The organism is Citrobacter sp. JUb117, assembly GCF_024809055.1.
Lineage (GTDB): Bacteria > Pseudomonadota > Gammaproteobacteria > Enterobacterales > Enterobacteriaceae > Citrobacter > Citrobacter gillenii.
The window spans coordinates 405,546-430,294 of the sequence record NZ_JANUFB010000005.1 but is presented as its reverse complement, the minus strand read 5'-3'; the positions used below and the strand labels follow the sequence as shown (position 1 = coordinate 430,294).

Annotated in this window: 28 protein-coding genes and 1 pseudogene; 14 read left to right on the top strand and 15 right to left on the bottom strand. The window is 51.6% G+C overall.

The features are described 5' to 3' along the window. The first annotated feature begins 230 nt into the window (after nucleotides 1-230). The 3 genes from M2374_RS14390 (at nucleotide 231) to catA (ending at nucleotide 1,828) form a co-directional block, all read left to right on the top strand. Nucleotides 231-605 (top strand): hypothetical protein, encoded by a 375-nt coding sequence (locus tag M2374_RS14390; protein WP_115258584.1) that lies wholly within the window; start codon nucleotides 231-233, stop codon nucleotides 603-605. Between the two features lie 82 nt (nucleotides 606-687). Continuing rightward, complete coding sequence (locus M2374_RS14385; RefSeq protein WP_135912098.1) at nucleotides 688-936, top strand: hypothetical protein; 249 nt, start codon at nucleotides 688-690, stop codon at nucleotides 934-936. Nucleotides 937-1,150: 214 nt separating this feature from the next. Continuing rightward, a complete protein-coding gene (catA, locus tag M2374_RS14380) occupies nucleotides 1,151-1,828 on the top strand; it encodes a type A chloramphenicol O-acetyltransferase (protein ID WP_181595445.1) in 678 nt (225 codons plus the stop codon). Between the two features lie 127 nt (nucleotides 1,829-1,955). Here catA and M2374_RS14375 read toward each other — a convergent pair whose 3' ends face one another. Next, entirely contained in the window at nucleotides 1,956-2,264 is a 309-nt protein-coding gene (locus M2374_RS14375; protein WP_096757168.1) for a monooxygenase, read from the bottom strand. Nucleotides 2,265-2,407: 143 nt separating this feature from the next. Between M2374_RS14375 and M2374_RS14370 the strand changes: the two genes are divergently transcribed. After that, a complete protein-coding gene (locus tag M2374_RS14370) occupies nucleotides 2,408-3,106 on the top strand; it encodes an RluA family pseudouridine synthase (RefSeq protein ID WP_115258581.1) in 699 nt (232 codons plus the stop codon). A 45-nt stretch (nucleotides 3,107-3,151) separates the two neighbouring features. Here M2374_RS14370 and mdtK read toward each other — a convergent pair whose 3' ends face one another. Next, on the bottom strand, nucleotides 3,152-4,525 hold the full coding sequence (mdtK, locus tag M2374_RS14365; protein WP_181688163.1) for an MdtK family multidrug efflux MATE transporter: 1,374 nt from the start codon (nucleotides 4,523-4,525) through the stop codon (nucleotides 3,152-3,154). Nucleotides 4,526-4,742: 217 nt separating this feature from the next. On the opposite strand from mdtK, the gene M2374_RS14360 reads away from it, so the two are divergent. Next, nucleotides 4,743-5,384 (top strand): riboflavin synthase subunit alpha, encoded by a 642-nt coding sequence (locus M2374_RS14360; protein WP_096757165.1) that lies wholly within the window; start codon nucleotides 4,743-4,745, stop codon nucleotides 5,382-5,384. A gap of 45 nt (nucleotides 5,385-5,429) precedes the next feature. Here M2374_RS14360 and cfa read toward each other — a convergent pair whose 3' ends face one another. After that, on the bottom strand, nucleotides 5,430-6,578 hold the full coding sequence (gene cfa, locus M2374_RS14355) for a cyclopropane fatty acyl phospholipid synthase (RefSeq protein ID WP_174360827.1): 1,149 nt from the start codon (nucleotides 6,576-6,578) through the stop codon (nucleotides 5,430-5,432). Between the two features lie 285 nt (nucleotides 6,579-6,863). After that, nucleotides 6,864-8,072, bottom strand: a complete 1,209-nt coding sequence (gene punC / locus M2374_RS14350) for a purine nucleoside transporter PunC (protein ID WP_096757163.1) — start codon at nucleotides 8,070-8,072, stop codon at nucleotides 6,864-6,866. A gap of 112 nt (nucleotides 8,073-8,184) precedes the next feature. Here punC and punR point away from each other — a divergent pair, with 112 nt between their 5' ends. After that, on the top strand, nucleotides 8,185-9,096 hold the full coding sequence (punR, locus tag M2374_RS14345; protein ID WP_096757162.1) for a DNA-binding transcriptional activator PunR: 912 nt from the start codon (nucleotides 8,185-8,187) through the stop codon (nucleotides 9,094-9,096). Between the two features lie 17 nt (nucleotides 9,097-9,113). Here the strand turns inward: punR and purR are convergent, their stop codons facing one another. Next, on the bottom strand, nucleotides 9,114-10,139 hold the full coding sequence (gene purR, locus M2374_RS14340; RefSeq protein ID WP_096757161.1) for an HTH-type transcriptional repressor PurR: 1,026 nt from the start codon (nucleotides 10,137-10,139) through the stop codon (nucleotides 9,114-9,116). Between the two features lie 297 nt (nucleotides 10,140-10,436). On the opposite strand from purR, the gene cydH reads away from it, so the two are divergent. Both cydH and M2374_RS14330 read left to right on the top strand, forming a co-directional pair. Further along, a complete protein-coding gene (gene cydH / locus M2374_RS14335) occupies nucleotides 10,437-10,526 on the top strand; it encodes a cytochrome bd-I accessory subunit CydH (protein WP_072036634.1) in 90 nt (29 codons plus the stop codon). A gap of 178 nt (nucleotides 10,527-10,704) precedes the next feature. Next, nucleotides 10,705-11,874, top strand: a complete 1,170-nt coding sequence (locus tag M2374_RS14330; protein WP_115258577.1) for an MFS transporter — start codon at nucleotides 10,705-10,707, stop codon at nucleotides 11,872-11,874. Nucleotides 11,875-11,914: 40 nt separating this feature from the next. Here the strand turns inward: M2374_RS14330 and sodB are convergent, their stop codons facing one another. Beyond that, nucleotides 11,915-12,496 (bottom strand): superoxide dismutase [Fe], encoded by a 582-nt coding sequence (gene sodB, locus M2374_RS14325; RefSeq protein ID WP_096757159.1) that lies wholly within the window; start codon nucleotides 12,494-12,496, stop codon nucleotides 11,915-11,917. A gap of 127 nt (nucleotides 12,497-12,623) precedes the next feature. Next, the gene (locus tag M2374_RS14320) at nucleotides 12,624-13,454 is read right to left on the bottom strand and encodes a C40 family peptidase (protein ID WP_181517201.1); all 831 of its coding nucleotides are present in this window, start codon (nucleotides 13,452-13,454) and stop codon (nucleotides 12,624-12,626) included. 332 nt (nucleotides 13,455-13,786) lie between these two features. Between M2374_RS14320 and grxD the strand changes: the two genes are divergently transcribed. Then, complete coding sequence (grxD, locus tag M2374_RS14315) at nucleotides 13,787-14,134, top strand: monothiol glutaredoxin 4 (protein ID WP_003832760.1); 348 nt, start codon at nucleotides 13,787-13,789, stop codon at nucleotides 14,132-14,134. A gap of 50 nt (nucleotides 14,135-14,184) precedes the next feature. Here the strand turns inward: grxD and rnt are convergent, their stop codons facing one another. The 4 genes from rnt to M2374_RS14295 all read right to left on the bottom strand — a co-directional run bounded on the left by rnt (nucleotide 14,185) and on the right by M2374_RS14295 (nucleotide 17,187). Further along, nucleotides 14,185-14,832 carry a ribonuclease T gene (rnt, locus tag M2374_RS14310; RefSeq protein ID WP_096757157.1) on the bottom strand — a complete coding sequence of 216 codons (648 nt, stop codon included), beginning with the start codon at nucleotides 14,830-14,832 and terminating at the stop codon, nucleotides 14,185-14,187. A gap of 94 nt (nucleotides 14,833-14,926) precedes the next feature. Continuing rightward, nucleotides 14,927-15,334: a lactoylglutathione lyase gene (gene gloA / locus M2374_RS14305; protein WP_115258575.1), complete on the bottom strand. Its 408-nt coding sequence runs from the start codon at nucleotides 15,332-15,334 to the stop codon at nucleotides 14,927-14,929. A 97-nt stretch (nucleotides 15,335-15,431) separates the two neighbouring features. Then, nucleotides 15,432-16,529 carry an alkene reductase gene (locus M2374_RS14300; protein WP_115258574.1) on the bottom strand — a complete coding sequence of 366 codons (1,098 nt, stop codon included), beginning with the start codon at nucleotides 16,527-16,529 and terminating at the stop codon, nucleotides 15,432-15,434. Between the two features lie 58 nt (nucleotides 16,530-16,587). Further along, nucleotides 16,588-17,187, bottom strand: a complete 600-nt coding sequence (locus M2374_RS14295) for a TetR/AcrR family transcriptional regulator (RefSeq protein WP_117343060.1) — start codon at nucleotides 17,185-17,187, stop codon at nucleotides 16,588-16,590. 101 nt (nucleotides 17,188-17,288) lie between these two features. Here M2374_RS14295 and M2374_RS14290 point away from each other — a divergent pair, with 101 nt between their 5' ends. The 3 genes from M2374_RS14290 to sodC all read left to right on the top strand — a co-directional run bounded on the left by M2374_RS14290 (nucleotide 17,289) and on the right by sodC (nucleotide 19,082). Further along, nucleotides 17,289-17,528, top strand: a complete 240-nt coding sequence (locus M2374_RS14290; RefSeq protein ID WP_115258572.1) for a DUF1289 domain-containing protein — start codon at nucleotides 17,289-17,291, stop codon at nucleotides 17,526-17,528. A 49-nt stretch (nucleotides 17,529-17,577) separates the two neighbouring features. After that, nucleotides 17,578-18,474 (top strand): aldo/keto reductase family oxidoreductase, encoded by an 897-nt coding sequence (locus M2374_RS14285; protein WP_181688162.1) that lies wholly within the window; start codon nucleotides 17,578-17,580, stop codon nucleotides 18,472-18,474. Between the two features lie 80 nt (nucleotides 18,475-18,554). Next, nucleotides 18,555-19,082: a superoxide dismutase [Cu-Zn] SodC gene (sodC, locus tag M2374_RS14280; RefSeq protein ID WP_259155217.1), complete on the top strand. Its 528-nt coding sequence runs from the start codon at nucleotides 18,555-18,557 to the stop codon at nucleotides 19,080-19,082. Here the strand turns inward: sodC and M2374_RS14275 are convergent. The 3 genes and pseudogenes from M2374_RS14275 to M2374_RS14265 form a co-directional block, all read right to left on the bottom strand. Then, a pseudogene (locus tag M2374_RS14275) lies at nucleotides 19,058-21,098 on the bottom strand (FUSC family protein). The gene sodC and the pseudogene M2374_RS14275 overlap by 25 nt on opposite strands. Next, entirely contained in the window at nucleotides 21,095-21,958 is an 864-nt protein-coding gene (locus tag M2374_RS14270; protein WP_220133085.1) for an HlyD family secretion protein, read from the bottom strand. Before M2374_RS14270 ends, M2374_RS14275 begins: the two are co-directional and overlap by 4 nt. A 2-nt stretch (nucleotides 21,959-21,960) precedes the next feature. Next, nucleotides 21,961-22,197 carry a DUF1656 domain-containing protein gene (locus M2374_RS14265; RefSeq protein WP_096757148.1) on the bottom strand — a complete coding sequence of 79 codons (237 nt, stop codon included), beginning with the start codon at nucleotides 22,195-22,197 and terminating at the stop codon, nucleotides 21,961-21,963. Between the two features lie 193 nt (nucleotides 22,198-22,390). Between M2374_RS14265 and slyA the strand changes: the two genes are divergently transcribed. Continuing rightward, nucleotides 22,391-22,831, top strand: a complete 441-nt coding sequence (gene slyA / locus M2374_RS14260) for a transcriptional regulator SlyA (protein ID WP_269473706.1) — start codon at nucleotides 22,391-22,393, stop codon at nucleotides 22,829-22,831. A 50-nt stretch (nucleotides 22,832-22,881) separates the two neighbouring features. Here the strand turns inward: slyA and slyB are convergent, their stop codons facing one another. After that, complete coding sequence (slyB, locus tag M2374_RS14255; protein WP_181688161.1) at nucleotides 22,882-23,349, bottom strand: outer membrane lipoprotein SlyB; 468 nt, start codon at nucleotides 23,347-23,349, stop codon at nucleotides 22,882-22,884. 273 nt (nucleotides 23,350-23,622) lie between these two features. Here slyB and anmK point away from each other — a divergent pair, with 273 nt between their 5' ends. Next, a complete protein-coding gene (gene anmK, locus M2374_RS14250; RefSeq protein ID WP_115258567.1) occupies nucleotides 23,623-24,744 on the top strand; it encodes an anhydro-N-acetylmuramic acid kinase in 1,122 nt (373 codons plus the stop codon). The last annotated feature ends 5 nt before the right edge of the window (nucleotides 24,745-24,749 follow it).

The following is a 24,749-nucleotide window of genomic DNA, read 5'->3' as shown; positions in this document are numbered from 1 at the left end:
CACACCGGGGGCCAGCCTTAGGCTGTTCAAATTCGTTCCTGACGAATTTATCACACAATTACTGACTTTATGAAATTCGAATTATTTTGGATATAGGGGGGATATTCTTCAGAAATATGTAGTTTATCGCCATGGATAAAGAAAAGCTTTTTAAAGCATAAAATACGTGGCGGTATGATTGAGTGAGCTGTAAATAAAAACATTGACGATATACACAAAGGGTAAATGTAATGAAAGCAAAATTAATTATGGTGTTGCTTTGTTTGTCTGTGGTGGGTAATGCTAACGCTATTAGCGCCTCATACCGTAGCCAGCTTGAGAAATCAGGTTGCACACAAGTTACTGATGGTAACGGCACATGTGATATTCATAAAAGTAAACGCGAAAACATGAAACACCATCACGCGGAATTAGCCCCCGCTGAACGCACTATAGATCAGGCTGTAGCCGGTAAAAAATTGAGTGAGGTTGTTCCCCTACTGGTTGCTAATGGCTGGGAACAGGATGATAACGCACCTTTAGAATTTGTCTCAAAAGAAGGTGTACGGATGATTTTAGACGTTAATCAGTCTAATGATCAGGTACAGGGCGTAAATTTAAAATAATGAATAATCCTATTTTTATACTGTGGGCGGTAGTCTGTTTAGTAGGTTACATCATAACACTTCATCTTTATCGAGTTGATCAATGAAAACTATTTTTAAAATTCTGATGGTTTCTGCGGTTTGTGGTTCCCTCTATGGCTGTGTGGTACCTCTTGCAAATGATGATTATCAGGGAGCTGGCCACCATCATCATAAAAACAATAAGGGTTATAATGAAGAAGCAGGAAATCATAGCCATTATGTGACTCGAGACGGATTCACTCTGCCGCCTTGTGATGAAATCCCCGATGCCTCCCAGGCAGATAATGGCAACCGTTGCTGGTTCGAATGATAAACGATACGCAACTGACAGCGTTGTCGTGTTAGCGCATTGATAGTGCTCGCGTTCAATACTTCAAGGGAGGCGATACGTCTCCCTTTATCATCTTATATATTAAAGGGTTATCATTTCCTTCCCTTATTTACAAGGATGCGCTACTCTCACGAATGCGCTCGCAACCAAAATGGTTCGGGTCTGTATGCGTGCTTATCAAAGGCTAATAAAAATGAAAAAAACAATCCCAGAATATACGCCAGTTGACTTATCTTGTTGGGCAAGGAAGGAGCATTTTGAGGTATTTCAGACCTTTGCACAAAGCACATTTAACCAAACAGTTCTCTTAGACATTACCGCGCTGTTAAAACATATAAAAGAGGTTGGCTGGAAATTTTATCCTACTATTATTTTCCTGCTCTCTAAAGTCGTAAACAGACATACAGAGTTTCGTATGGCGATAAAGGACAATGAGCTTGTCATATGGAATGAAGTTCATCCAAGTTATACGATTTTCCATAATGAAACGGAGACCTTTTCATCATTATGGAGTCACTACGATGGCAATATTCATCACTTTCAACATGTTTATGCAGAAGACATGGCACGTTATGGTAATAACCTTTCTTACTGGCCTAAGGGAGAGTCGCTGGAAAATATATTTTTCGTGTCGGCCATTCCTTGGGTAAGTTTTACCAGTTTCAATATCAACGTTGCCAACATGCAGAACTTTTTTTCCCCCATGTTCACTATTGGGAAATACTACAACCAGGATGGAAAAGTATTGTTACCTCTCGCCATTCAGGTACATCATTCCGTGTGCGATGGTTTTCATGTGGCAAGATTGATCAATGAGTTACAAGAGATTAGCGATAACATATTGCACCATTCAGAAGAACGCAATGCTTGATGTGCCTGACGATCTCTTATTACCAGCAAGGATAGCAGTCATGTCTGCTAACAGTACATAACCTCCCGCTACAGGGCAGCTTGAACGTAAAGCCGCCCTCTATTTTGCCTGTGATAAAGCAACAATGTTACTCAGCCATGCCGTGGTTAATGCGCGTTAACGGTTCATTGACATTAAAGATTTTGAATTGCACGTTTTGCACACCCAGCGGCTTCAGACGGGCTGTATGCTTTTTAACATATGCCAGCGCAGTTTCTTCGTCCTGGAACAGGTAGATGCCGCCGGCTTCCTGGGTTGCTTCGTTTTCTGTCCAGATTTTCCAGATAAAGCCAGGCTCCTGGTTAATGGATTCTGCCAGGTCGACAAGCTGGCGTGACATCTCTTCGCCAAACGGGCCCTGAAAATCAAAGTGCAACTGCAATAGTGTGTTTGACATAATTCCTCCATGGATAACGCTGATGCGGGTAAGTCAGTATCTTATTTTTAATTTATTGCACAATAAACGGCAAAAGATCGCTGATTCGCCAGTCGGTTGAAAATTCGTTATGATCCGCTCCCGTACTTTATCATGGCTGCCTGATGTCTACTCTCTTTGATACCTTTATTGCTCCGCCGTGCCATGACGAGATAGAGGTCCTCTATCAGGACGACCATCTGCTTCTTATCAATAAACCCACCGGTTTGCTAAGCCTGTCGGGAAAAAATCCGCAAAATATCGACTCGGTACATCACCGGCTGGTTCAGATTTATCCCGGCTGCACGCTGGTGCATCGACTTGATTTTGGCACTTCCGGGCTGATGGTGATTGCCCGCAATAAGGCTACCAATGCTGCGCTGTGCCAGCAATTCAGCCTGCGCGCTGTTACCAAGGTGTATAGCGCCTTGCTCTGTGGGCATTTGAGCGAGGATGAAGGGGTGATAGACGCTGCTATTGCCAAGGATCCGGCGCTGTTTCCGCTGATGTCGATATGCGCCATCAGCGGCAAACCCGCGCGCTCCCGCTATCGGGTTGTCGAGCGCTTTAATCATCCGCTGAAAGACGGGACTGTACTGCCATTAACGCGGGTACAGCTTTTCCCCGAAACCGGTCGCACCCATCAGTTGCGTATTCACTGTCAACATCTGGGATACGCCATTTGGGGCTGCGATCTGTACGGGGGGCGTCTGTTGCCGGGTACAGAACGGACGCCACGACTGATGCTGCATGCCAGCGAACTGCATTTTAAGCATCCTGTCAGCGGAGAAGCGATCAACGCCCACAATGGCAGTCCGTTCTGAATAGGGTGGAGAGAATAGCCGCCGGGGGACGGCTATTGCGGGGTGTTATCGCGCCGCGCGTTGTAAAATAATGGCGGACGGCTGGCGTTGCAGATAACGCATGCGCAGCATCATCATTACTGCAGCAGAGGTCAGACCGATAATAAAGCCGATCCAGAAACCTGCTGGACCCATGCGTTCAACTACCAGGTCGGTCAGTGCGAGGATATATCCGCTCGGTAAACCCAACACCCAGTAAGCGATAAAGGTGATAAAGAAAATGGAGCGCGTATCTTTATAACCACGCAGGATCCCACTGCCAATGACCTGAATCGAGTCCGATATCTGATACACGGCGGCCAGCAACATGAGCTGGGCAGCTAGCGTCACCACTTCAGGATTATTGTTGTAGAGCAGGGCGATGTGCTCACGCAGGGTCACGGTGAACATTGCGGTTAACACCGCCATGCAAACACCGACGCCCAACCCGGTTCTGGCTGCAGTTTGGGCGTCAAGCGTTGACCCCTGGCCCAGACGATAACCCACGCGAATCGTTACGGCGGCTGCCAGCGACATCGGCAGAACGAACATGAGCGAGCTAAAGTTGAGCGCGATTTGGTGTCCGGCCACGTCCACAATCCCCAGCGGGGAAACCAGCAATGCCACTACGGCGAACAACGTTACTTCAAAGAATAATGCCAGCGCAATCGGTAAGCCCAACTGGATCAGGCGCTTCATCACCGCGGTATCGGGTTTCTGGAAACCGCGGACGTTGCGAATATCACGCATTGAGCGCGCACGTTTAACGTAGGACAACATGGCGAGAAACATCACCCAGTACACCGCCGCAGTGGCAACGCCGCAGCCTACGCCGCCGAGTTCTGGCATGCCAAAATGCCCATAGATGAAAATGTAGTTAACCGGGATGTTGACCAACAGGCCGAGAAACCCCATCACCATCGCCGGTTTGGTTTTGGCCAGACCTTCACATTGGTTACGAGCTACCTGGAAGAATAAATAGCCAGGCGCGCCCCACAACAGCGCGCGCAGGTAGCCGACGGCTTTATCGGCCAGCGCCGGATCGATATTATCCATGGAGCGGATAATGTATCCCGCATTCCAGAGCACCACCATAATGAGCACAGATACGCTGCCCGCCAGCCAGAAACCCTGGCGTATTTGATGAGCAATGCGGTCGCGGCGACCCGATCCGTTAAGTTGCGCAATGACTGGCGTCAATGCCAGCAGGAGTCCGTGACCAAATAAGATGGCCGGGAGCCAAATGGAGGTCCCGATAGCGACGGCAGCCATGTCCGTCGCGCTGTATCCACCCGCCATGACGGTATCGACGAACCCCATTGCGGTTTGGGCGATTTGCGCAAGAATCACCGGAATTGCCAGAGCTAATAACTGACGCGCTTCGATTACATACTTTTGCACGTTTACACCATTATATTGTTGTTATTTGAGAGACTAAAAAAGCCGCCTGAGAGGGCAGCAAGAAGAAAATACAGGGGAAATTGCAGTCTATTGTAGCGAGGAATACGTAATTCTCCAGTGAAAAAACAGGTGGGGGCGGTGCATTGCTGGCAACCGCAATTTTCACCTGCTATTGTGCACAACAGATATGTCTTAATTACGTTCAGGAGTTAGAGGTATGTTTACGGGTATTGTGCAGGGCACCGCGAAACTGGTGTCTATTGATGAGAAACCAAATTTTCGTACGCATGTAGTGGAGTTACCTGAATACATGCTGGATGGCCTGGAGACGGGTGCATCAGTTGCACACAATGGTTGTTGTCTGACGGTGACCGACATTAACGGCAATCACATCAGCTTTGACCTGATGAAAGAAACGCTGCGTATTACCAATCTGGGCGAGCTTAAAGTGGGCGATCGGGTCAACGTAGAGCGCGCGGCAAAATTCAGCGATGAGATCGGCGGGCATTTAATGTCAGGCCATATTATGACTACCGCTGAGATATCAAAAATTCTGACCTCAGAAAATAATCGTCAGATCTGGTTTAAGGTGCAGGATGCGTCGTTGATGAAATATATCCTGTACAAAGGATTTATCGGCATTGATGGTATCAGCCTGACGGTTGGCGAAGTAACACCGACGCGTTTTTGCGTGCATTTGATCCCGGAAACGCTGGAGCGTACGACGCTTGGTAAGAAAAAACTGGGGGCTCGGGTCAACATCGAAATCGACCCACAAACGCAGGCGGTCGTGGATACCGTTGAGCGCGTGCTGGCGGCAAAAGAAAGTGCAGTAAATCACGTCACCGGCGAAGTCTAAGCCGGCGCGTTTCCAGGCCCCCGTTGAAGGCGGGGGCGAGAATGACTAGCGTGGAACGCGCAGACCGTGTTCTACGCCACGTGAGAACACCACCTGCCAGAGCTGAATATCACGGGCGCGAAATGCGCCGGCACAGGCGTTGAGGTAGTAGCTGAACATACGTTTAAAGCGCTCGGTGTAGTGATCGGTGATTTCAGGCCAGGTTGCCATAAAGCGCGTATGCCAGGCCATCAGCGTAGTATCGTAATCGGCGCCAAAGTTGTGCCAGTCTTCCATCACAAAATGCGGCTCGCTGGCTTTCGCAATCTGGCGCACGGACGGCAAGCAACCATTCGGGAAAATATACTTATTGATCCACGGATCGACGTTATTGTCGGTTTTTCTGGATCCAATGCTGTGGAGCAAAAACAGACCCTCTGGTTTTAAATTGCGATCGACAACATCAAAATAGGTGTTGTAGTTTTTTGGACCCACATGCTCAAACATGCCAACGGAGACAATGCGGTCGAAATGATCGTGCAGGTCGCGGTAATCCTCAAGCAAAATAGTGACATCCAGCCCTTCACACCGTGTTTGTGCCAGTTTCTGCTGTTCGGCAGAAATGGTCACCCCCACGACGCTGACGCCGTAATGGGCGGCCATAAACTGGGACAAGCCTCCCCAGCCGCAGCCAATGTCCAGCACGCGCATCCCCGGTTTGAGCTGTAATTTTTCGGCGATCATATTGAGCTTCGCCTGTTGGGCTGACTCCAGGGTCGTGGCGTCCTTCCAGTAGGCACAGGAATATTGCATGTAGGGATCAAGCATGCGGGTGAAGAGATCGTTGCCTAAATCGTAGTGTTCTTTTCCGACAACCCACGCGCGTTTTTTATTCTGTAAATTGAACAGGCGCGCGGCGGCGATTCGCAGCGTGTCTTTAAAGTGGCGGGGGAGTTGGCCTTCAAGGCCGGCACGTAAAACCTGAGTAAAAAACATGTCCAGCCGATCGCATTCCCACCAGCCATCCATATAACTTTCACCTAAACCCAGCGAACCTTCCTGTAAAACTCGCTTGTAAAAATCGGGGTTGTTAACGCGAATATCTGCCGGTGCAGTACCATTAATGGTAATGCCCGCACGGTTTAATAATTCACTGGTGATTCGATACCAGTCATCATCTGGTACGCTGACGTCTTCTATACACGATGAACTCATAGCTTCTCCATCACAGGTCGGTGATCAGAACCTTAAAACAGCGTAGACGCTTTTTTGGGCTTTGTGAGAAATCTCACGGAATGAATCCGCGAATCTGTTTTCCGACGTAGAACAGAGGAAGGGAGAACCCCTTACCGAAAAGGCCATCCGTGGTTAAGCGGGAACATGCGTGTTCCCGTTAACACATAAAAATTATCGTTTTTGTAACAACTAGAAATCAGTATAGGCCTGAATTTTTGTGGGTTCAATCAAAAAATATTAGCCCGCTAATTAATTATTCAAGCGCTATGAATGTGATTCGCCGGGCGCAGCAGTAGAAACCTCATCAGCGTGAGAGCGACATTCTTTCTGCGACTGCATTTTGTACCCCAGCGCGGCCAGCAACACCGTAGACAGCATGACGCCGGTGGTGGTGAATAGCGGCGTGCTGATCAACCACGACACAACCAGACTTGCCAGGAAGCATAAGCCCAGTTGAAGCGTATTCTGCAGCGCTGCGGCACGTCCTGTTGCCTGTGGGAAGGGACGCAAAGCCTGAGCAACGACAATCGGATAGATAGCACCGTTCGCTATTGCCATCACGCAGAATGGGATCAGGATTTCGGCCAGCGCAACGTGGTGAATAAAGCCGACCGCCCAGGTAGCGATAACGCTCACCGCATACAGAATGAGCAGCCACGGCAGTAATTGACGACCTTCCCATTTTTGCAGGGCGGCACGACAGCCGTATCCGCCGATCAAAAAGGCGATGGTTTGCGGCACATAGCTCAGGCCAATGACGGCCGGGCTATAGCCCATCTCGCTCAGGATAAACGGCGAGCCGGTCAGCCACGCGAAAAAGCTCGCGGAACAGGCCGCATAAATCAGCACGTTGCCGCGGTAGGTTCTGGAGCGCAGCAGGGTGGCAAAGGTGAGCTTATCCTGGCTATCGTCACGCGCTTTAGCCGTGGGCTTCAGGCGCAGGGCCGGCAGCATCAGGATCAGGGTGATGGCAAACAGGGTGGCAAAAATAGCCTGCCAGGAAAAATGCATCAGGATCCAACTGCCTAATAATGGCGCGAGCGCGGGAGATAACCCGACCAGCGGCATAATGGTGGCAAAGATACGGTTCACTTTTTGCGAGGGATAATAATCAGCAACCAACGCCTGCCAGATAACCGACGCCGCACAGACACCCACAGCCTGGATAAAGCGCAGCACCAGCAAGCCGGTGGCGTTTTCGACCCAAAGCATGCCAAGACTGCTCAGCGCGAAGATGGAGAGGCCCAGTAGCAAAATAGGCTTGCGGCCATAATGGTCGGAGAGTGGCCCCCACAGAAGTTGCGCGATGGCAAAACCCGCTAAGAACAGGCTAAGGCTGGCGCTGACGGCTGATGCTGGGGTTTGCAAATCGGACTGAATAGCCGCAAATGCTGGCAAATACATATCCGTTGCCAGAAAACCGAGCACGCTAAGACCTGCCAGCCAGACTAAAAACCCTTTTCCAGGTTGCATCATTATTTCTCTTTATAAGCAATAGAACAGTGCCGCTGAGTGTAGTGAGTGAAATTCTTGCTGTGAAACGCTAATATTTGCTTATTGATTTCAAATTTTTTGCAGGCAGAGTATGTGGTCAGAATATTCCCTTGAAGTGGTGGATGCAGTCGCACGCAACGGCAGCTTTAGTTCTGCCGCCCAGGAGTTGCACCGCGTGCCTTCGGCGGTGAGCTATACCGTGCGTCAACTGGAGGAGTGGTTGGCTGTGCCTCTTTTCGAACGTCGCCATCGGGATGTGGAATTAACCCCCGCCGGGGCGTGGTTTTTAAAAGAAGGGCGTTCTGTTATCAAAAAAATGCAGATCACTCGCCAACAATGTCAGCAAATTGCCAACGGCTGGCGTGGGCAACTGGCGATTGCCGTCGATAATATTGTCAGGCCGGAGCGGACCCGGCAGATGATTGTGGATTTCTACCGTCATTTTGATGATGTGGAGTTAATCGTTTTTCAGGAGGTGTTTAACGGCGTCTGGGATGCGTTATCGGACGGGCGCGTGGAGCTGGCGATTGGCGCGACGCAGGCTATTCCGGTAGGGGGGCGCTATACGTTTCGCGATATGGGAATGTTGAGCTGGAACTGCGTGGTGGCAAGTCACCATCCGCTGGCGTCGATGCCGGGACCGCTCAGTGACGATACGTTGCGCAATTGGCCGTCGCTGGTACGAGAAGATACCTCCCGTACGTTGCCAAAACGTATTACCTGGCTACTGGATAACCAAAAACGGGTGGTAGTGCCTGACTGGGAGTCATCTGCCACCTGCTTATCGGCTGGGCTCTGTGTTGGGATGGTGCCGACGCATTTTTCCAAACCGTGGATCGACAGCGGAAAATGGGTTGCACTACAGCTTGAAAATCCCTTTCCTGATGCCGCGTGTTGCCTGACCTGGCAGCAAAACGATACGTCACCCGCACTGAGATGGCTGCTGGACTATTTAGGGGACAGTGAAACGTTGAATAAAGAGTGGCTGCGGGAGCCAGAGTAAGGCTCCCGCACAACAGATTATCGACGATAATCGCGGAACGGACCATCGGCCACGGAGCGACGTTCTACCAGGCGCGGGTGCACCTCAATAGACTGTGACTCTTCGCGTTTATTCACGATACGGTCTAACAGCATGTTAAAGGCCGTTTCACCGAGCGAATCTTTTGGCTGATGAATGGTGGTTAATGCCGGGGTGAAGAAGCGGGCGTTACGCACGTTGTCGTAACCAATCAGCGACACATCTTGCGGGACGCGCAGGCCCATCTCGTCAGCGGCGCAAAGCGCGCCCATCGCCATGATATCACCACCACAGAAGACGGCGGTCGGGCGGTGCGACTGGGAGAGGATCTGCTGCATGGCGCGATACCCGGATTCAGGCTCAAAATCGCCCTGGACAATCCAGTTGTCAGGCACTTTAATCAGCGCTTCTTCCATCGCCTTCATAAAGCCCGCCAGGCGTCCGGCGCCGGTGTTACGCTCCATAGGTCCTGGGATCACACCAATCTCGCGATGACCGCGTTCAACCAGATAACGGCCTGCCATATAACCGCCTTCAAAGGCGTTATCGATGACCGTATCGGTAAAATCGGCTTTGGCTTCGCCCCAATCCATCACCACCATCGGAATATGGCGATATTCTTCGAGCATGGAAAGCAGAGGTTCCGGGTATTCAGAACACATCACCAGCAGACCATCTACGCGCTTCTGCGCCATCATGGAGAGGTAGGCCTGCTGTTTCTCGAGGCTGTTCCACGCGTTGCCCAGAATCAGCGTATAGCCTTTCTGGAAGCAGTTCTTCTCAACGGCTTCGATGATTTCCGCAAAGTAGGCGGCTTCGCTGCTGGTCGCCAACAAGCCAATCGATTTAGTGTGATTCACCTTCAGACTGCGTGCCACCGCGCTTGGGGAATAATGTAGTTCTTTAATTGCTGCCCAGACGGCATTGCGCGTTTCTTCCGCGACAAAGCGTGTTTTGTTAATTACGTGTGATACGGTTGTAGTGGAAACGTTTGCTCGCTTCGCTACATCTTTAATTGTTGCCATTACATCTCACTCCAGACCATATCCTAAGTTCCTGAGAATACTCCAGGTAAACGTTTGCCTTCACACACCCTTCGCGCAACATCAGGGTTGCGGTACGCCAGGAAAACGACACGGAACGTCAGGAAGGGGTCAATGGCCGGTACGCTAATCAAGTAAGCGTGGAATTTTGTCTGATCTTTACGAAAAGGGGAAGAGTTAAAAGCATTTATCAATATAAATCGTGAGAGATTTTTACCTTCAAGTGTGCAAAAATGCGCAATATCACTTTTTGTGTGGGAATAAAAAGGAGAAAACTTGATGAGCACCGATCTGAAATTTTCGTTAGTCACCACCATTATTGTTCTGGGTTTGATTGTTGCCAGTGGTTTAACCGCCGCGCTGCATTGATGTATCGCCGAGGGAGAGCTATCTCCCTCATCCCGCCAACCCGTCCTCCCACTGCTATTGTTTGCAAATAAGCAAAAGTCTTTTGCATTTTTGTTAACTTTATTATTTTTGCGATCAATGTCATGCTTTTGACTCTTATTCTGTGTCGTGCCACGGCTCGACGTTACGGAGTCGCTGTATGAAAATAAATTATCCACTACTGGCGCTGGCGATAGGGGCGTTTGGTATCGGCACGACAGAGTTTTCTCCGATGGGGTTATTACCCGTCATCGCTAAAGGCGTCGATGTCTCGATTCCGGCGGCAGGGATGCTAATTAGCGCCTATGCGGTAGGGGTGATGGTCGGTGCACCGTTAATGACCTTATTGCTTTCTCATCGCGGGCGCCGCAATGCGCTGATTTTTCTGATGGCGATTTTTACGCTCGGCAACGTGCTGTCGGCGTTATCTCCCGATTACACTACTCTGATGCTGTCGCGTATTCTGACCAGTCTTAACCATGGGGCCTTTTTTGGTCTCGGCTCGGTTGTAGCGGCAAGCGTGGTGCCAAAGCACAAACAGGCCAGCGCTGTCGCCACCATGTTTATGGGACTCACCATCGCCAATATTGGTGGCGTTCCTGCAGCGACCTGGCTGGGTGAAACCATCGGCTGGCGCATGTCCTTTATGGCAACGGCGGGTCTGGGGGTTATCTCGATGGTCAGCCTGTTCTTCTCGTTGCCGAAAGGCGGAGCAGGGGAGCGCCCGAACGTGCGCAGAGAGCTGGCGGTGCTCATGCGCCCGCAGGTGGTGTCAGCGTTGCTGACTACTGTGCTGGGCGCCGGTGCGATGTTCACGCTCTATACCTATATTTCACCGGTGCTACATAGCATCACCCATGCCACGCCTGCCTTTGTAACCGGAATGCTGGTGCTGATTGGCGTCGGGTTCTCAATCGGTAACTATCTGGGCGGCAAGCTGGCGGACCGCTCAGTCAACGGCACGCTGAAAGGCTTCTTACTGCTATTGATGGTGATTATGCTGGCAATCCCGTTACTGGCGCGTAGTGAATTGGGTGCAGCCATCAGCATGGTAGTCTGGGGAGCGGCAACCTTTGCGGTAGTTCCGCCGTTACAGATGCGTGTGATGCGCGTTGCCAGCGACGCGCCGGGCTTATCATCCTCGGTCAACATTGGTGCGTTTAATCTGGGGAATGCGCTAGGTGCGGCGGCGGGTGGCGCAGTGATATCGGGTGGTTTAGGTTACAGTTTTGTCCCGGTGATGGGGGCAATTGTGGCTGGGATGGCGTTGCTACTGGTCTTTGTCTCCGCGAGAAAACAGCCTGACGAGGCCTGCAGCGTCACGAACTAACGCTAAAACGCAGAAGGGAGTCCCTTCTGCGTTATCATTTTTATGCTGCGAAGTTTTTCGCAACAAACTCCCAGTTCACCAGCGCCCAGAAATGTTCCAGGTAGCCAGGACGCGCGTTGCGATAGTCGATGTAGTAGGCGTGTTCCCACACATCAACGGTCATCAGCGGCGTTGCATCGGTGGTCAGCGGTGTTCCGGCATTTGACGTGGAAACGATAGCCAGTTTGCCATCAGTACCTTTTACCAGCCAGGTCCAGCCAGCGCCGAAGTTTTTGATCGCCGCATCGGTGAATTGCGCTTTGAAGTCAGCGAAGCTACCAAAAGATGCAACAATGGCTTCAGCCAGTTCACCGGTCGGTTCACCGCCCGCGTTGGGTGCCAGGCAGTTCCAGTAGAAGGTGTGGTTCCAGACCTGAGCCGCGTTGTTAAACACACCACCTTCAGAGCTACGTACGATCTCTTCCAGTGATTTGCCTTCAAACGCCGTGCCTTTGATCAGGTTATTCAGGTTAGTAACGTAAGTCTGGTGGTGTTTGCCATAGTGGTATTCCAGCGTTTCAGCAGAAATGTGCGGCGCCAGAGCATCTTTGGCATACGGTAATGCAGGTAATTCGAACGACATTGCTTCTCTCCTTATTATTTATATTGAGTACACACAATAGCCTCATTGTGAGTAAGGATAGGGTAGCAAATTGAAAGGTTATGCAAAAGAAGAACTTACCCTACAGCACATACTGTAGGGTAAGATTTTAGCGAATTGTTTTTGGCGTCATGACACGACGAGCGCCCACATAGTGGCGCTGCCAGTAATCTTCACTCAGGGAGGTGATTTGGATCTCCTGACCGCTACGTGGTGACTGAATAAACTTACCGTTGCCAACGTAGACACCAACGTGATCGGCGGTGCCGCGGCCCTGGGTACGGAAGAAGACCAAATCGCCGTTTTTCAGTTCATCGCGGTCGATCGGTGCTGCGTCGCGCAGGTGGTACATTTCATTGGCAGTACGCGGAATGCGGAACTTCACCAGGTCCTTATACGCGTAATAAACCAGACCACTGCAATCAAAACCGGTTCTCGGCGAAGAGCCACCCCAGCGGTAGGGTTTACCGATCTGGTTCATCAGAGTAGACATCGCGGTTTTGGTCGCTTTTTGCACTTTCACTTTATGGGCATCAGCGAGGGCTACCGGGGCAGTTGATTTTACTTTTACACAGCGCGGCTTGTGACCTTTGCGCGGGGTGCATTTTTCAGTCCAGGTGACCGCAGCGGTTTGTGTTGTTGCGACTTTACTGCGACGGTTGACCGTTTTGGTTGTTTTTGCAGGTGTCGCGGTGCGTTTTTTGGAAGAGGAAGCGGTTTTGGTGCTAGATTTACTGGTGGTTTTTTTTGCCGTTTTCTTGTTGGTTTGTGTGACTTTTTTACTGGCTGTCGCGCTTTTCTTTTTATCTACCGTTTTGAGCGTATGGGAAACGGCAGGTGTCGTCCTGGCCTGCTTGGAAGCATGGGCCACTGACGTAAAAGGGAGTGTGGTAAAAAGCAAAGCACAGAGCGTGATCGAGATCCGGTTTATCCGCGCCACTGAGCAGTCCTCTGTTAGGGCAGGTCTATCATGCCTGCGTGTGATTTTCAAAACTTGATGATTCTAATCTATAGAAACGGGGAAAGTTAATAGCTTTTTTTGTTTAAAATAGTGTTTCGTTACCGACCGCAAAAAAAAACAGCAATCAACGCCAATACTGGCGAAGGGATAATCAATTCCTTGTGCATAAAAGGGATAAGTAAGATTCTGAATGCAACTTATGGCGACTGGCGATAAAATAATAACCGTAAGAAAAATGTTATTTTCCGTTGTCAGTCAGACCCGTTACAATGTCAGACTACTGCCGTAAAAGAAGTTAAGGAAGCAAGATAATGAGCACCACTATCGAAAAAATCCAGCGCCAGATCGCTGAAAACCCGATTCTCCTGTACATGAAAGGTTCTCCAAAACTGCCAAGCTGCGGTTTTTCCGCTCAGGCTGTGCAGGCGCTGTCTGCCTGTGGTGAACGCTTTGCTTATGTTGATATTCTGCAAAACCCGGATATTCGCGCCGAGTTGCCGAAATACGCAAACTGGCCAACCTTCCCGCAGCTGTGGGTTGATGGTGAGCTGGTTGGCGGCTGCGACATTTTAATCGAAATGTACCAGCGCGGTGAATTGCAGCAGCTTATCAAAGAGACTGCGGCGAAGTACAAAACTGAAGAGCCGGACGCTGAGTAATCAGCAGAAACGAAAAAGCGACCAGTCTGGTCGCTTTTTTTATGGTCTGCTTATGCCTCTTCAGGCATTGGAAGGGGCCACCCACCAAGGCGTTTCCAGCGGTTAACGATTTCGCAAAACAGCACTGCCGTCCGTTCGGTGTCATACAGCGCAGAGTGCGCCTGGTTGCCATCAAACTCCATTCCTGCAGCCAGACACGCTTTAGACAGTACGGTTTGCCCGAGCGAAAGACCGCTTAAGGCCGCAGTGTCAAAGGTCACAAACGGGTGAAATGGGTTGCGCTTCAGCGAGGCGCGTTCGGCGGCTGCCATCATGAAGCTGTGATCGAAGGTGGCATTATGCGCAACCATAATCGCCCGATTGCAGCCGCTGTCTTTGATGCCTTTACGCACCATTTTGAATATGGCGTGCAGGGCGTCGTATTCGCTGACCGCGCCGCGCAGCGGGTTGCTCGGATCAATACCGTTAAACGCAAGTGCTTCTGGTTGCAGATTTGCCCCTTCAAACGGTTCGACGTGGAAATGCAACGTCATGTCCGGCATCAGCCAGCCTTGTTCATCCATTTTCAGCGTGATGGCTGCAATCTCGAGCAGCGCATCGGTTTTGGCGTTAAATCCTGCTGTTTCTACATCAATGACGACAGGATAAAAACCACGAAAACGGTCACACAGACCGGAAAGTTGAGCGTTATCGGACATCTGGGTCTCTTAATACGGGAAAATTGCAGCGCGTATTATGACAAAATGATGAGTATAAAACTACGGGCACAGACGATCTGCGCCCGAGGGGAGGTTAGTCACCCAGGCCGCGGCCTGCGTCTTTCTCTTCGATCAGTTCGATTTTGTAACCGTCCGGATCTTCTACAAATGCGATAACCGTCGTCCCGCCTTTGACCGGACCCGCTTCGCGCGTCACGTTGCCGCCGTTCTGACGAATGCGCTCGCAGGCTTCTGCGGCGTTGTCTACGCTCAGAGCAATGTGGCCGTAGGCAGTGCCCAGGTCATATTTGTCGACGCCCCAGTTGTAGGTCAGCTCAATGACGGCTTCATCGGTCTCAGGACCGTAACCGACAAAGGCCAGAGAATACTTGTATTCAGGGTTTTCACTGGTACGCAGCAGCTTCATGCCCAGCACGTTGGTGTAAAATTCGATGGAACGCTGCAGGTCACCTACGCGCAGCATGGTATGAAGTAAACGCATCTTTTTCCCCTTCAAAAATGGCTAGTACATTCAATATGTTGTTTTAGTATAGCGGCGTTGTTGCGCCGCTATCAATGCCAGAACGGAGATTGCGCAATTACAGGGTCGGATAATCCGTGTAACCCTCTGCACCGCCGCCGTAGAAACTCTCTGCGCGCTGTGGGTTCAGTTCTGCTTTGTGCTGCAAACGTGCGACCAAATCCGGGTTGGCAATATAGGCGCGGCCAAAGGCGACGGCGTCGATTAACCCTTTCTCAATCAGGGCTTCTGCTTTTTCCGGGGTGTAGGCACCAGCACCAATAATCGGACCGTGGAAACGCGCGCGAACTTTCTCGCGGAACGTATCGCTATACGGCTCTCCGCCGGCCCAGTCTGGTTCGGACATGTGCAGATAAGCGATACCACGTTTACCCAGCTGTTCAATCAGGTACAACGCATCGGCTTCTTCATTCGGGCCGTTATCAACGTTCTGGAAAGAGCCGATAGGGGATACGCGGATGCCAATCCGGTCTGCGCCCCATTCTTTGATACCGGCATCAACGACTTCCAGCACCAGACGTGCACGATTTTCGACGCTGCCGCCGTACTGATCGGTACGCTGGTTAGAGGTGGGTGACAGGAACTGGTGTAGCAAATAGCCATGGGCAGAGTGCAGCTCAACCATGTCAAAGCCAGCCTCGCGTGCGTTGGCGATGGCCTGACGGAAATCATTGACGATGCCCGGGATTTCGTCGGTTTCCAGGGCGCGCGGCATTGAGGTGTCGGCACGCGTTGCCAGACCGTTTTCATCGCGCAGCGAGGTACGGGTACCGGCGCTGATGGCGGAAGGGGCAACTGGCGGTTGTCCGTTCGGCTGCAGGCTGACGTGAGAGATACGACCGGTGTGCCACAACTGTACGGCAATATGACCTTGTTCAGCGTGGACGGCGGCGGTGATTTTTTTCCAGGCATCAATTTGTGCTGCGCTGTGTAATCCCGGCGCACCGGCGTAGCCTTTTGCCTGAGCAGATATCTGAGTGGCCTCGCTGATGATAAGACCAGCGCTGGCGCGTTGGCGATAATACTCGGCCATCAGCGGAGTTGGGATGTCGCCAGGTTCGATGCTACGCAGGCGCGTCAGTGGGGCCATAAATACGCGGTTGGCCGCCGTGATGGCTCCTACTTTCAGCGGGGAAAACAATTTTTCAGATGACATATTAACTCCAGGTATGAATAGACCGGTCGTCTAGCGATTGGGTAAATAAAAACGCCTGTTAAACGGCAGGCGTTGCAATAATGTTTTTAACGTGTGCCAGCGCATTTTCCAGTGGGGTGGCACTGCGAGACATCTTGGCCTGCAGGTTGGCCCCGAGCCACAGCGCATACAGCACCTGCGCTTGCTGCAGCGGTTCGCCGCTAAACGACAGGCAGTGTGTGTCGCGACCTTTTTCCAGCGCTTGCGCCAGCAGGGTAATAATGTGCCGAGCGCCTTTATCCATCGCCGTACGCATATCTTCAGAGAGATCGCATACTTCAGCCGACAGTTTGACAGTTAAGCAACCGCTAATAATGCCGTGTTGACTAAACTGATTCAGGGTTTCCTGATAGTAGGCGAGGATTCTGTCGCGGTAGTTACCGGCACCCGATGCTAAATGTGTGGCCAGCCGAAGGTGGTAGGCCGCGTAATGGCGTTCAAGCATGGAAACACCAAACGCTTCTTTAGAGCGAAAATAGTGGTAAAACGACCCTTTGGGCACCTCGGCGGTTTTCAGCAGTTCGCTTAAACCCATACCGGTGAAACCGCGCTGCATGCAAAGCTGCTCGCCGGTTGCCAGAAGATGTTCGCGTGTGTCGTGTTCAGTTGCTTTGTTCATGGCATGGAGTGTAATAGACCAGTCGGTCTAATGCAATAGCGCTTGCCAGAAATTCAGTTAGCGTCTTCAATAGGTATAACTATCTTACGTAAGGAGGGGATGTGGCCGAACAGCTGGAGTTTTTCCCCGTCCAGAGCCCGTGCCGCGGGATCTGCCAGTCCGACGAACGCGGCTTTTGCCGTGGATGTTTTCGTAGCCGGGATGAGCGCTTTAACTGGCAGAAAATGAGCGATGCCGAAAAGCAGGATGTACTGCGTCTTTGTCGTCAGCGTCTGATGCGTAAATTACGTGCAAACAAACCCAGCCCGCCAGAAGAACCGCAACAACCTTCACTCTTTTAAAAGCGTAATTGCGTATACTCGATGCACACTCATTGTTAAGGAAGCTGCTATGGTTCAGCGTATTACTATTGCGCCGCAAGGCCCGGAATTTTCTCGCTTTGTCATGGGGTACTGGCGGCTGATGGACTGGAATATGTCCGCGCGCCAGCTCGTCAGCTTTATTGAAGAACATCTTGACCTGGGCGTAACCACCGTCGATCACGCTGATATTTATGGTAGATACCAGTGCGAAGCGGCGTTTGGCGAGGCGATGAAGCTGGCTCCGCATCTGCGTGAAAAAATGCAGATCGTGACCAAATGCGGTATTGCCACCACGGCACGGGCGGAAAATACCCTCGGTCACTACATCACCGACAGCGACCATATTATTGCCAGCGCGGAGCAGTCGCTGAAACTGCTGGCGACCGACCATATTGATCTGCTCTTGATCCATCGTCCCGATCCGCTGATGGATGCCGACGAAGTGGCTGAGGCGTTTAAGAAACTGCATCATAGCGGCAAAGTGCGTCACTTTGGCGTGTCTAACTTTACGCCTGCGCAGTTTTCCCTGCTGCAATCACGTCTGCCGTTTACGCTGGCAACCAATCAGGTTGAGATTTCCCCGGTGCATCAGCCACTGCTGCTGGATGGCACCTTAGATCAGCTGCAACAACTGCGCATCCGGCCAATGGCCTGGTCCTGTCTGGGTGGTGGACGACTGTTCAATGATGATGCTTTCCAACCGCTGCGCAATGAACTCGCCGTCATTGCGCAAGAATTGAATGCGCAGTCCATTGAGCAGGTGGTCTATGCGTGGATCCTCCGTCTACCGTCACAGCCGCTGCCGATTATTGGCTCAGGGAAAATTGAGCGTGTTCGCGCTGCTATTGAGGCCGAATCGTTAACCATGTCCCGCCAGCAATGGTTCCGTATCCGTAAAGCCGCGCTGGGTTACGACGTACCGTAATCGCGTTTTCGGCGTTCCGTCGCTCAAAATTGCGTCACTGGTTTACACTTATCAGTCAGACACATAGTGACGGAGGTCGTATGAAGCGTTTGAGTATCGCCATAATCACCTTACTGGCCTGTGCGGGCGCACAGGCTGCCAGTGAGCAAGTTGAGATGAACCTGGTGACTTCGCAAGGGGTAGGTCAGTCGATTGGTTCAGTAACTATTTCTGAAACTGCGCAAGGGCTGGCGTTTACGCCTGACCTGAAAGCACTGCCGCCAGGAGAACATGGTTTCCATGTCCATGTCCATGCCAACGGCAGCTGTCAGCCTGCGATTAAAGAAGGCAAAGCTTCTGCCGCTGAATCGGCAGGGGGACATCTTGACCCGCATAAAACCGGAAAACATGAAGGTCCGGAGGGGGCTGGGCACATGGGCGACCTGCCGTTGCTGGTGGTCAATGCCGAAGGTTACGCCACAACGACTGTTACCGCCCCACGCCTGAAATCACTGGATGAGGTCAAAGGTAAGGCGCTGATGGTCCATGTGGGTGGCGATAACATGTCCGATCAGCCAAAACCTCTAGGCGGTGGCGGGGCGCGTTACGCCTGCGGGGTTATCAAATAATCAACGGCTCAGCGTGCCTGGCGGCGGAGCCTGTTCAAGCTGAGACAACGAACAGTGTAAACGCCAGATAAGCGCCGCCAGCTCTTGTGCGGCAGGCTGATGATGATGGGCAAGCGTATCGCAGATGCGCTGTAACTCGTTAAGCGTGGCATTCAGTGGACGCTGCTGGACGCCACGCTCGTTCATCACATCGCGCAGCAGTGAAATACACACATCCCTGACGCGGGCCAACGGATCGGAGCGCGCTTCCCAGGCGCGCAGCTGCCACACCACATGCGAGCAGTTCAGCAACACGACGCCCCAGCGTAATAACCACCGCCGCGCCAGCGCATCCTGGCTGTTACTGAGCTGGCTGACATGATGATAGGTTAACGACTCAAATTCATGTTCGCTGTGTGCCGGATGCCGACTGAGCTGATCGACAAAATCCCGGCGCAGGGCGCGAATATGACGACGACTCTTTCTCGCGTCTGAGCCTGGCCGCAGGATAGCAAAGGCCAACCAGGATAACGCTACGCCGGTTATTTTTGCCAGATTATCATTCAGGAAATCGGCGAAGTCATACACCGGCGGATTGGTTACGGCGATAAACGATCCCATAAAGACGATCAACTGCCCCCAAAGCCCCGCCAGAGCAGGCATTTGCAGCTTTAGCAGTTGCATGGTGGCGAGCAGTGGGAAGAGAAACAGAATGAATTGCCACAGGTCGGTAATTTGTACCATCAGACCGAACTTCACCACAAAGCTGAACAATGACAGCAGCACTAACGTGCGCATCAGCAGTGAGAGTGATTTGAACGGGGTGGCAACGGCGGAATACAGTACGCAGCTAATCGCCGCCAGCGTCAGCGCACCCGCGCCGGATTCCCATTGTGCGCCGATGCTCCACGCGCCAATCACCATCAACGTGATGAAGGTACGTAACCCACTCCAGATGGCTTCCGCGTTGTCGGTATGGCGGGCCAGGCCCGGCGTGCGGTTCACGCTGATGCGCTCGGCGGTCACGCCTTTTTCCAGCAAATGCAGATAATGGCTGCTTTGCAGGTAAATTCGGCAGAAATAACGTAGCCGTTGCCAGAAGGCGACATGCCGGTAGTCGTGGGAGTCCTGCGGACGCAGGGGGGCAATAATGCGGGCTACCGTGTAGCTATCGGTATCGGATTTCACCAGTGCACTGAGTAGCTGTTCGATGACTTCCCGGGTGTGAGCAGGAGGATTTGGCCAGTTAAGCAGCATTCTGCGCAGGCTGGAGATCACGCTGGTCAGACGCAGTTGCTGATGCAGCAGTGAATTGAGCAGGGCATTCTGCCGTCGAAAGCGATAGTGGCTCCAGAATGCCTGAATACGCAGCAGATTCATGGTCAGAATCTGGCCGATTACCCCTTCGTGGGCTGAGCGGATCGCATCGGTGGTTTCGGGTTGCCAGAGTAAGCTAGCATGTTCCAGCAAACGCGCGTGCATGTTTTTCAGCGCCGTCAGCAACGCTGTACCATCAGACGTGCTGGGCAGGATCATCATCATCATGCCCCCGCAGAGTATCCCGACCATCACTTCGCACACGCGCGCCTGGGCAATATCCCACAGTTGCGTAACCTCAATGGTGTTGACCATCGGAAACGCAATAATAGCCGCGGTGTAGCCTGCCAGTTGAAACGCGTAGGCCACGTTGTTGGTAAAGTGCGCGCAGGCCCAGGTGCATAAACCAATCCAGGCCGACATGCTGAGTAAAAATAACCACGGTTCATTGAGGGTGTGGCCAGCAATAATCAATGCCGCCGTGGCACCAAGCAAACTGCCTGCCACGCGGCCCAGACTTTTGCTGATGACACCGCCCACGGTGGGAAAGCTAACCACCGCAGCGGAGGTCATCGCCCAGTAGGGTTCATCCAGATTCAGGTAATAGGCGAATGTTAACGCCAGGCACATCGCGATGGTGTTTCGCAGCGCGTAACGCCACTGTGCCGCGGTGGCTTTCAACCACGGTAAATTGCCCGGCGTCAGGTGAAGCCGTTTCATTTTTTCTGACCAATCGACACGCTGCAGGTGGTACCTGAAACCAGTGTGACATCGTGCGGTAGTGCGTCAAATTCGATACGCACGGGCACCCGTTGCGCCAGACGCACCCACGGTACGTTGGGTTTGATGTCAGGAATCAGACCGGAATCACTCTCTACACTTTGATCGTAAATCGCACGACCAATACTGGAAACGTGACCCTGTAACTTTATATTGCCGCTGTACAATGTAATCAGCGCCGGTGCGCCCTCGCGAATATGGCGGAGCTTGGTTTCTTCAAAATAGCCCATCACATAAAATGAACGACTGTCGACCAGCGCAAACAGGGGTTTACCGGTACTGGCATAATCGCCACTGCGTGTAGAAAGATTCGTCACCCAACCAGCGACTGGAGCTTTAACTTCCGTTTGGGTCAATTGCCACTGCGCTTGCCGTAATTGGGCCTGGGCTGCCTCCACGCTTGCCTGCATCGCTTTCACGTTGAGGTTGGCCGTGTCCAGATCCTCGACAGAGATATAATTTTGCGACAGATGACGGCGGCGATTGGCCTCGTTATTAGCCTTTGCCAGATCGGACTGTGCTTTCGCCAGCTGCGCCTGTGCATTCAGTTCAGCAATATGAAACGGCGTCTTATCGATAACAAACAGCACGTCGCCTGCATTAACAAACTGATTATCTTTAATATTGAGTTGGGTAATGCTGCCGGAAACCTGTGGGGTGATACTGACCTGCTCCGCACGAACTTTGCCATCGCGCGTCCAGGGGGACTGCATATAATAATTCCACATCCACCAACCCGCGAGAACGGCAACAACTGCGACTATAATAGTGGAGAAGTATTTAACGGTTTTGAGCGACATAATCACCACACAATCAGCATAACAAAGCCCAGACACACACAAAGCGCAAAGAGCGACAGATCCATTAACAAGGGATGCCAGATTTCGCCGGAGTACATCCAGTCGCGCAGTACGCGATGAACAACCAACCAGAAGATAAATCCGCAGATAAACGCTTTGAAAAGTGGAGGGAAGTAGACAGATGCACCGATCATTAAATCTTGTAGGGGCAATCCTGTTGCATTAAACATAAACTTCACGGGCAAAATCCTTGACGGAAGAGAGCATTGCTATAGGTTTAGCAAAAAAAGGGACAATCAGTCTCTTTAACGCATAATGTCTGAAAAAATGTCATCCGGTAAGCAAATTTGGCAATACATTTGTTTTGGGAATACAAATGCTGCACACTATTCTAAAATCAGCATAACAACTTAGCAAGCTAATTATAAGGAGATGAAATTGGAATCGCCACTAGGTTCTGATCTGGCACGGTTGGTGCGCATTTGGCGTGCTCTGATTGACCATCGCCTGAAGCCTTTGGAGTTGACGCAGACGCATTGGGTGACGCTGCACAACATTCATCAGCTGCCGCCGGATCAGTCGCAGATCCAGCTGGCTAAAGCGATAGGGATTGAGCAGCCTTCTCTGGTGCGTACGCTCGACCAACTGGAAGAAAAGGGACTCATTTCACGACAGACTTGCGCCAGCGATCGTCGAGCAAAGAGAATTAAACTGACGGAGAAAGCCGAGCCGCTGATCGCTGATATGGAAGCGGTTATCAACAAAACGCGCGGAGAGATTCTGGAAGGGATTTCAACCGAGGAAATTAATCTGCTGATTAAACTGGTTGCCCGACTGGAACACAATATTATTGAGCTACAGTCTCAGGGCTGATGCGAAAATCTACGTGTGGCCAGTATCTGACTGACCACACGTAAATTCGATTAGCGCGGAGAAACGGTAACTTCTTTGCCGTTGCTGGCCATCACAACACGCTGACCTGAAGCGAATTTGGTCGCGCCTTGTTTCTGCACCACCATAATGGTGTTCCCGTCATCCTTACGGATTTCCAGTTCCACACCCTGTGTTTTATTGATCGCACCCTGGACGCTTTGACCTGCTACGCCGCCTGCAACCGCACCTGCCGCCGTAGCTAATGAACGACCAGAACCGCCGCCGACGGTGTTACCAAGGAATCCACCGAGTACAGCGCCGCCGATCGCGCCGATGACGTTGGCATCATCGCCACCCTGAATTTGCACCGGACGGACATGAACGATCGTACCGTAGGTTACGTTCTGCACCTGTTTCGCTTCGGATGCGGTATACACGTCACCTGAAAGACTATCACTGTTAACACAACTCGCTAAAGATAATCCCATTAATGAAACAATCAGTGCACGTTTAATCATTTATAACTCTCCTTTACACCACGAAACGCTAATAAAGCACCCTTCATGGTTAAATTATATGGCATTTGTGAGCCTAAGGTCACATGTTCTACTGGAACAGTATGAAAATCTTAACCGAAATCAGGTTAACTGAGTATAAACGAATCATTCATCAAATTGATTGAATAGATGGCAGCTTGTCATGATTAGCCATCAAAAATCATCAACGAAGCATGGAATTAATCAGCACTTTATGGTTGAGTGTCAAGGCTAACGTGTTTAAAAGGATGACGTATGAAATCGGGCCGTTTTATCGGTGTTATGTCTGGAACCAGCCTTGATGGTGTTGATGTTGTGCTGGCAGCAATAGATGAAACGATGGTCGCGCAGCAGGCGAGTCTGACCTGGCCCATCCCTCTCCATTTGAAACAGGCCATTCTCGATATCTGCCAGGGGCAGCAGCTCACCCTCTCGCAGTATGGGCAACTGGATACACAATTGGGGCGTTTATTCGCCGAGGCGGTAAATGCGCTGCTGGCGCAGCAAAAATTAAAGCCGCAGGATATTGTCGCAATTGGCTGCCACGGACAAACCGTCTGGCATGAGCCGACAGGCAGTGCGCCGCATACCCTGCAAATTGGCGACAACAACCAGATTGTGGCGCATACCGGCATCACCGTAGTCGGCGATTTTCGCCGGCGTGATATTGCGCTAGGCGGGCAGGGTGCACCGCTGGTTCCCGCTTTTCATCAGGCGCTGTTGGCGCACCCAACTGAGCGTCGGATGGTGTTGAATATCGGCGGTATAGCTAATTTGTCACTGCTTATTCCTCAGCGCCCTGTACGCGGTTATGACACCGGGCCTGGTAATATGCTGATGGATGCCTGGATCTGGCGGCAATGTGGAAAACCTTACGATAAAGACGCGCAATGGGCCTGCGAAGGTACGGTTATTCTTCCGTTGTTGCAAAGCATGCTGAGCGATCCCTATTTTGCCGCGCCGGCACCTAAAAGCACCGGCCGCGAGTACTTTAATTATGGTTGGATCGAACGTCATCTGGCGCAGTTCCCGGGACTGGCCGCACGTGATGTGCAGACGACGCTTGCTGAACTGACGGCGGTGACGATATCCGAGCAGGTCCTGTTGAGCGGTGGCTGCGAGCGCTTGATGGTCTGCGGCGGTGGAAGCCGTAATCCGCTGCTGATGATGCGCCTGGCGGCACTGTTGCCCGGCACGGAAGTGACCTCGACCGATGAAGCCGGTATTAGCGGGGATGATATGGAAGCGTTAGCTTTTGCCTGGCTGGCTTGGCGCACGCTGGCGGGATTACCGGGCAATTTACCCTCAGTTACCGGTGCGACGGAATCCAGCGTTTTAGGCGCTATTTTTCCCGCAAACCCACGAACTCAGAGTTAACTGAA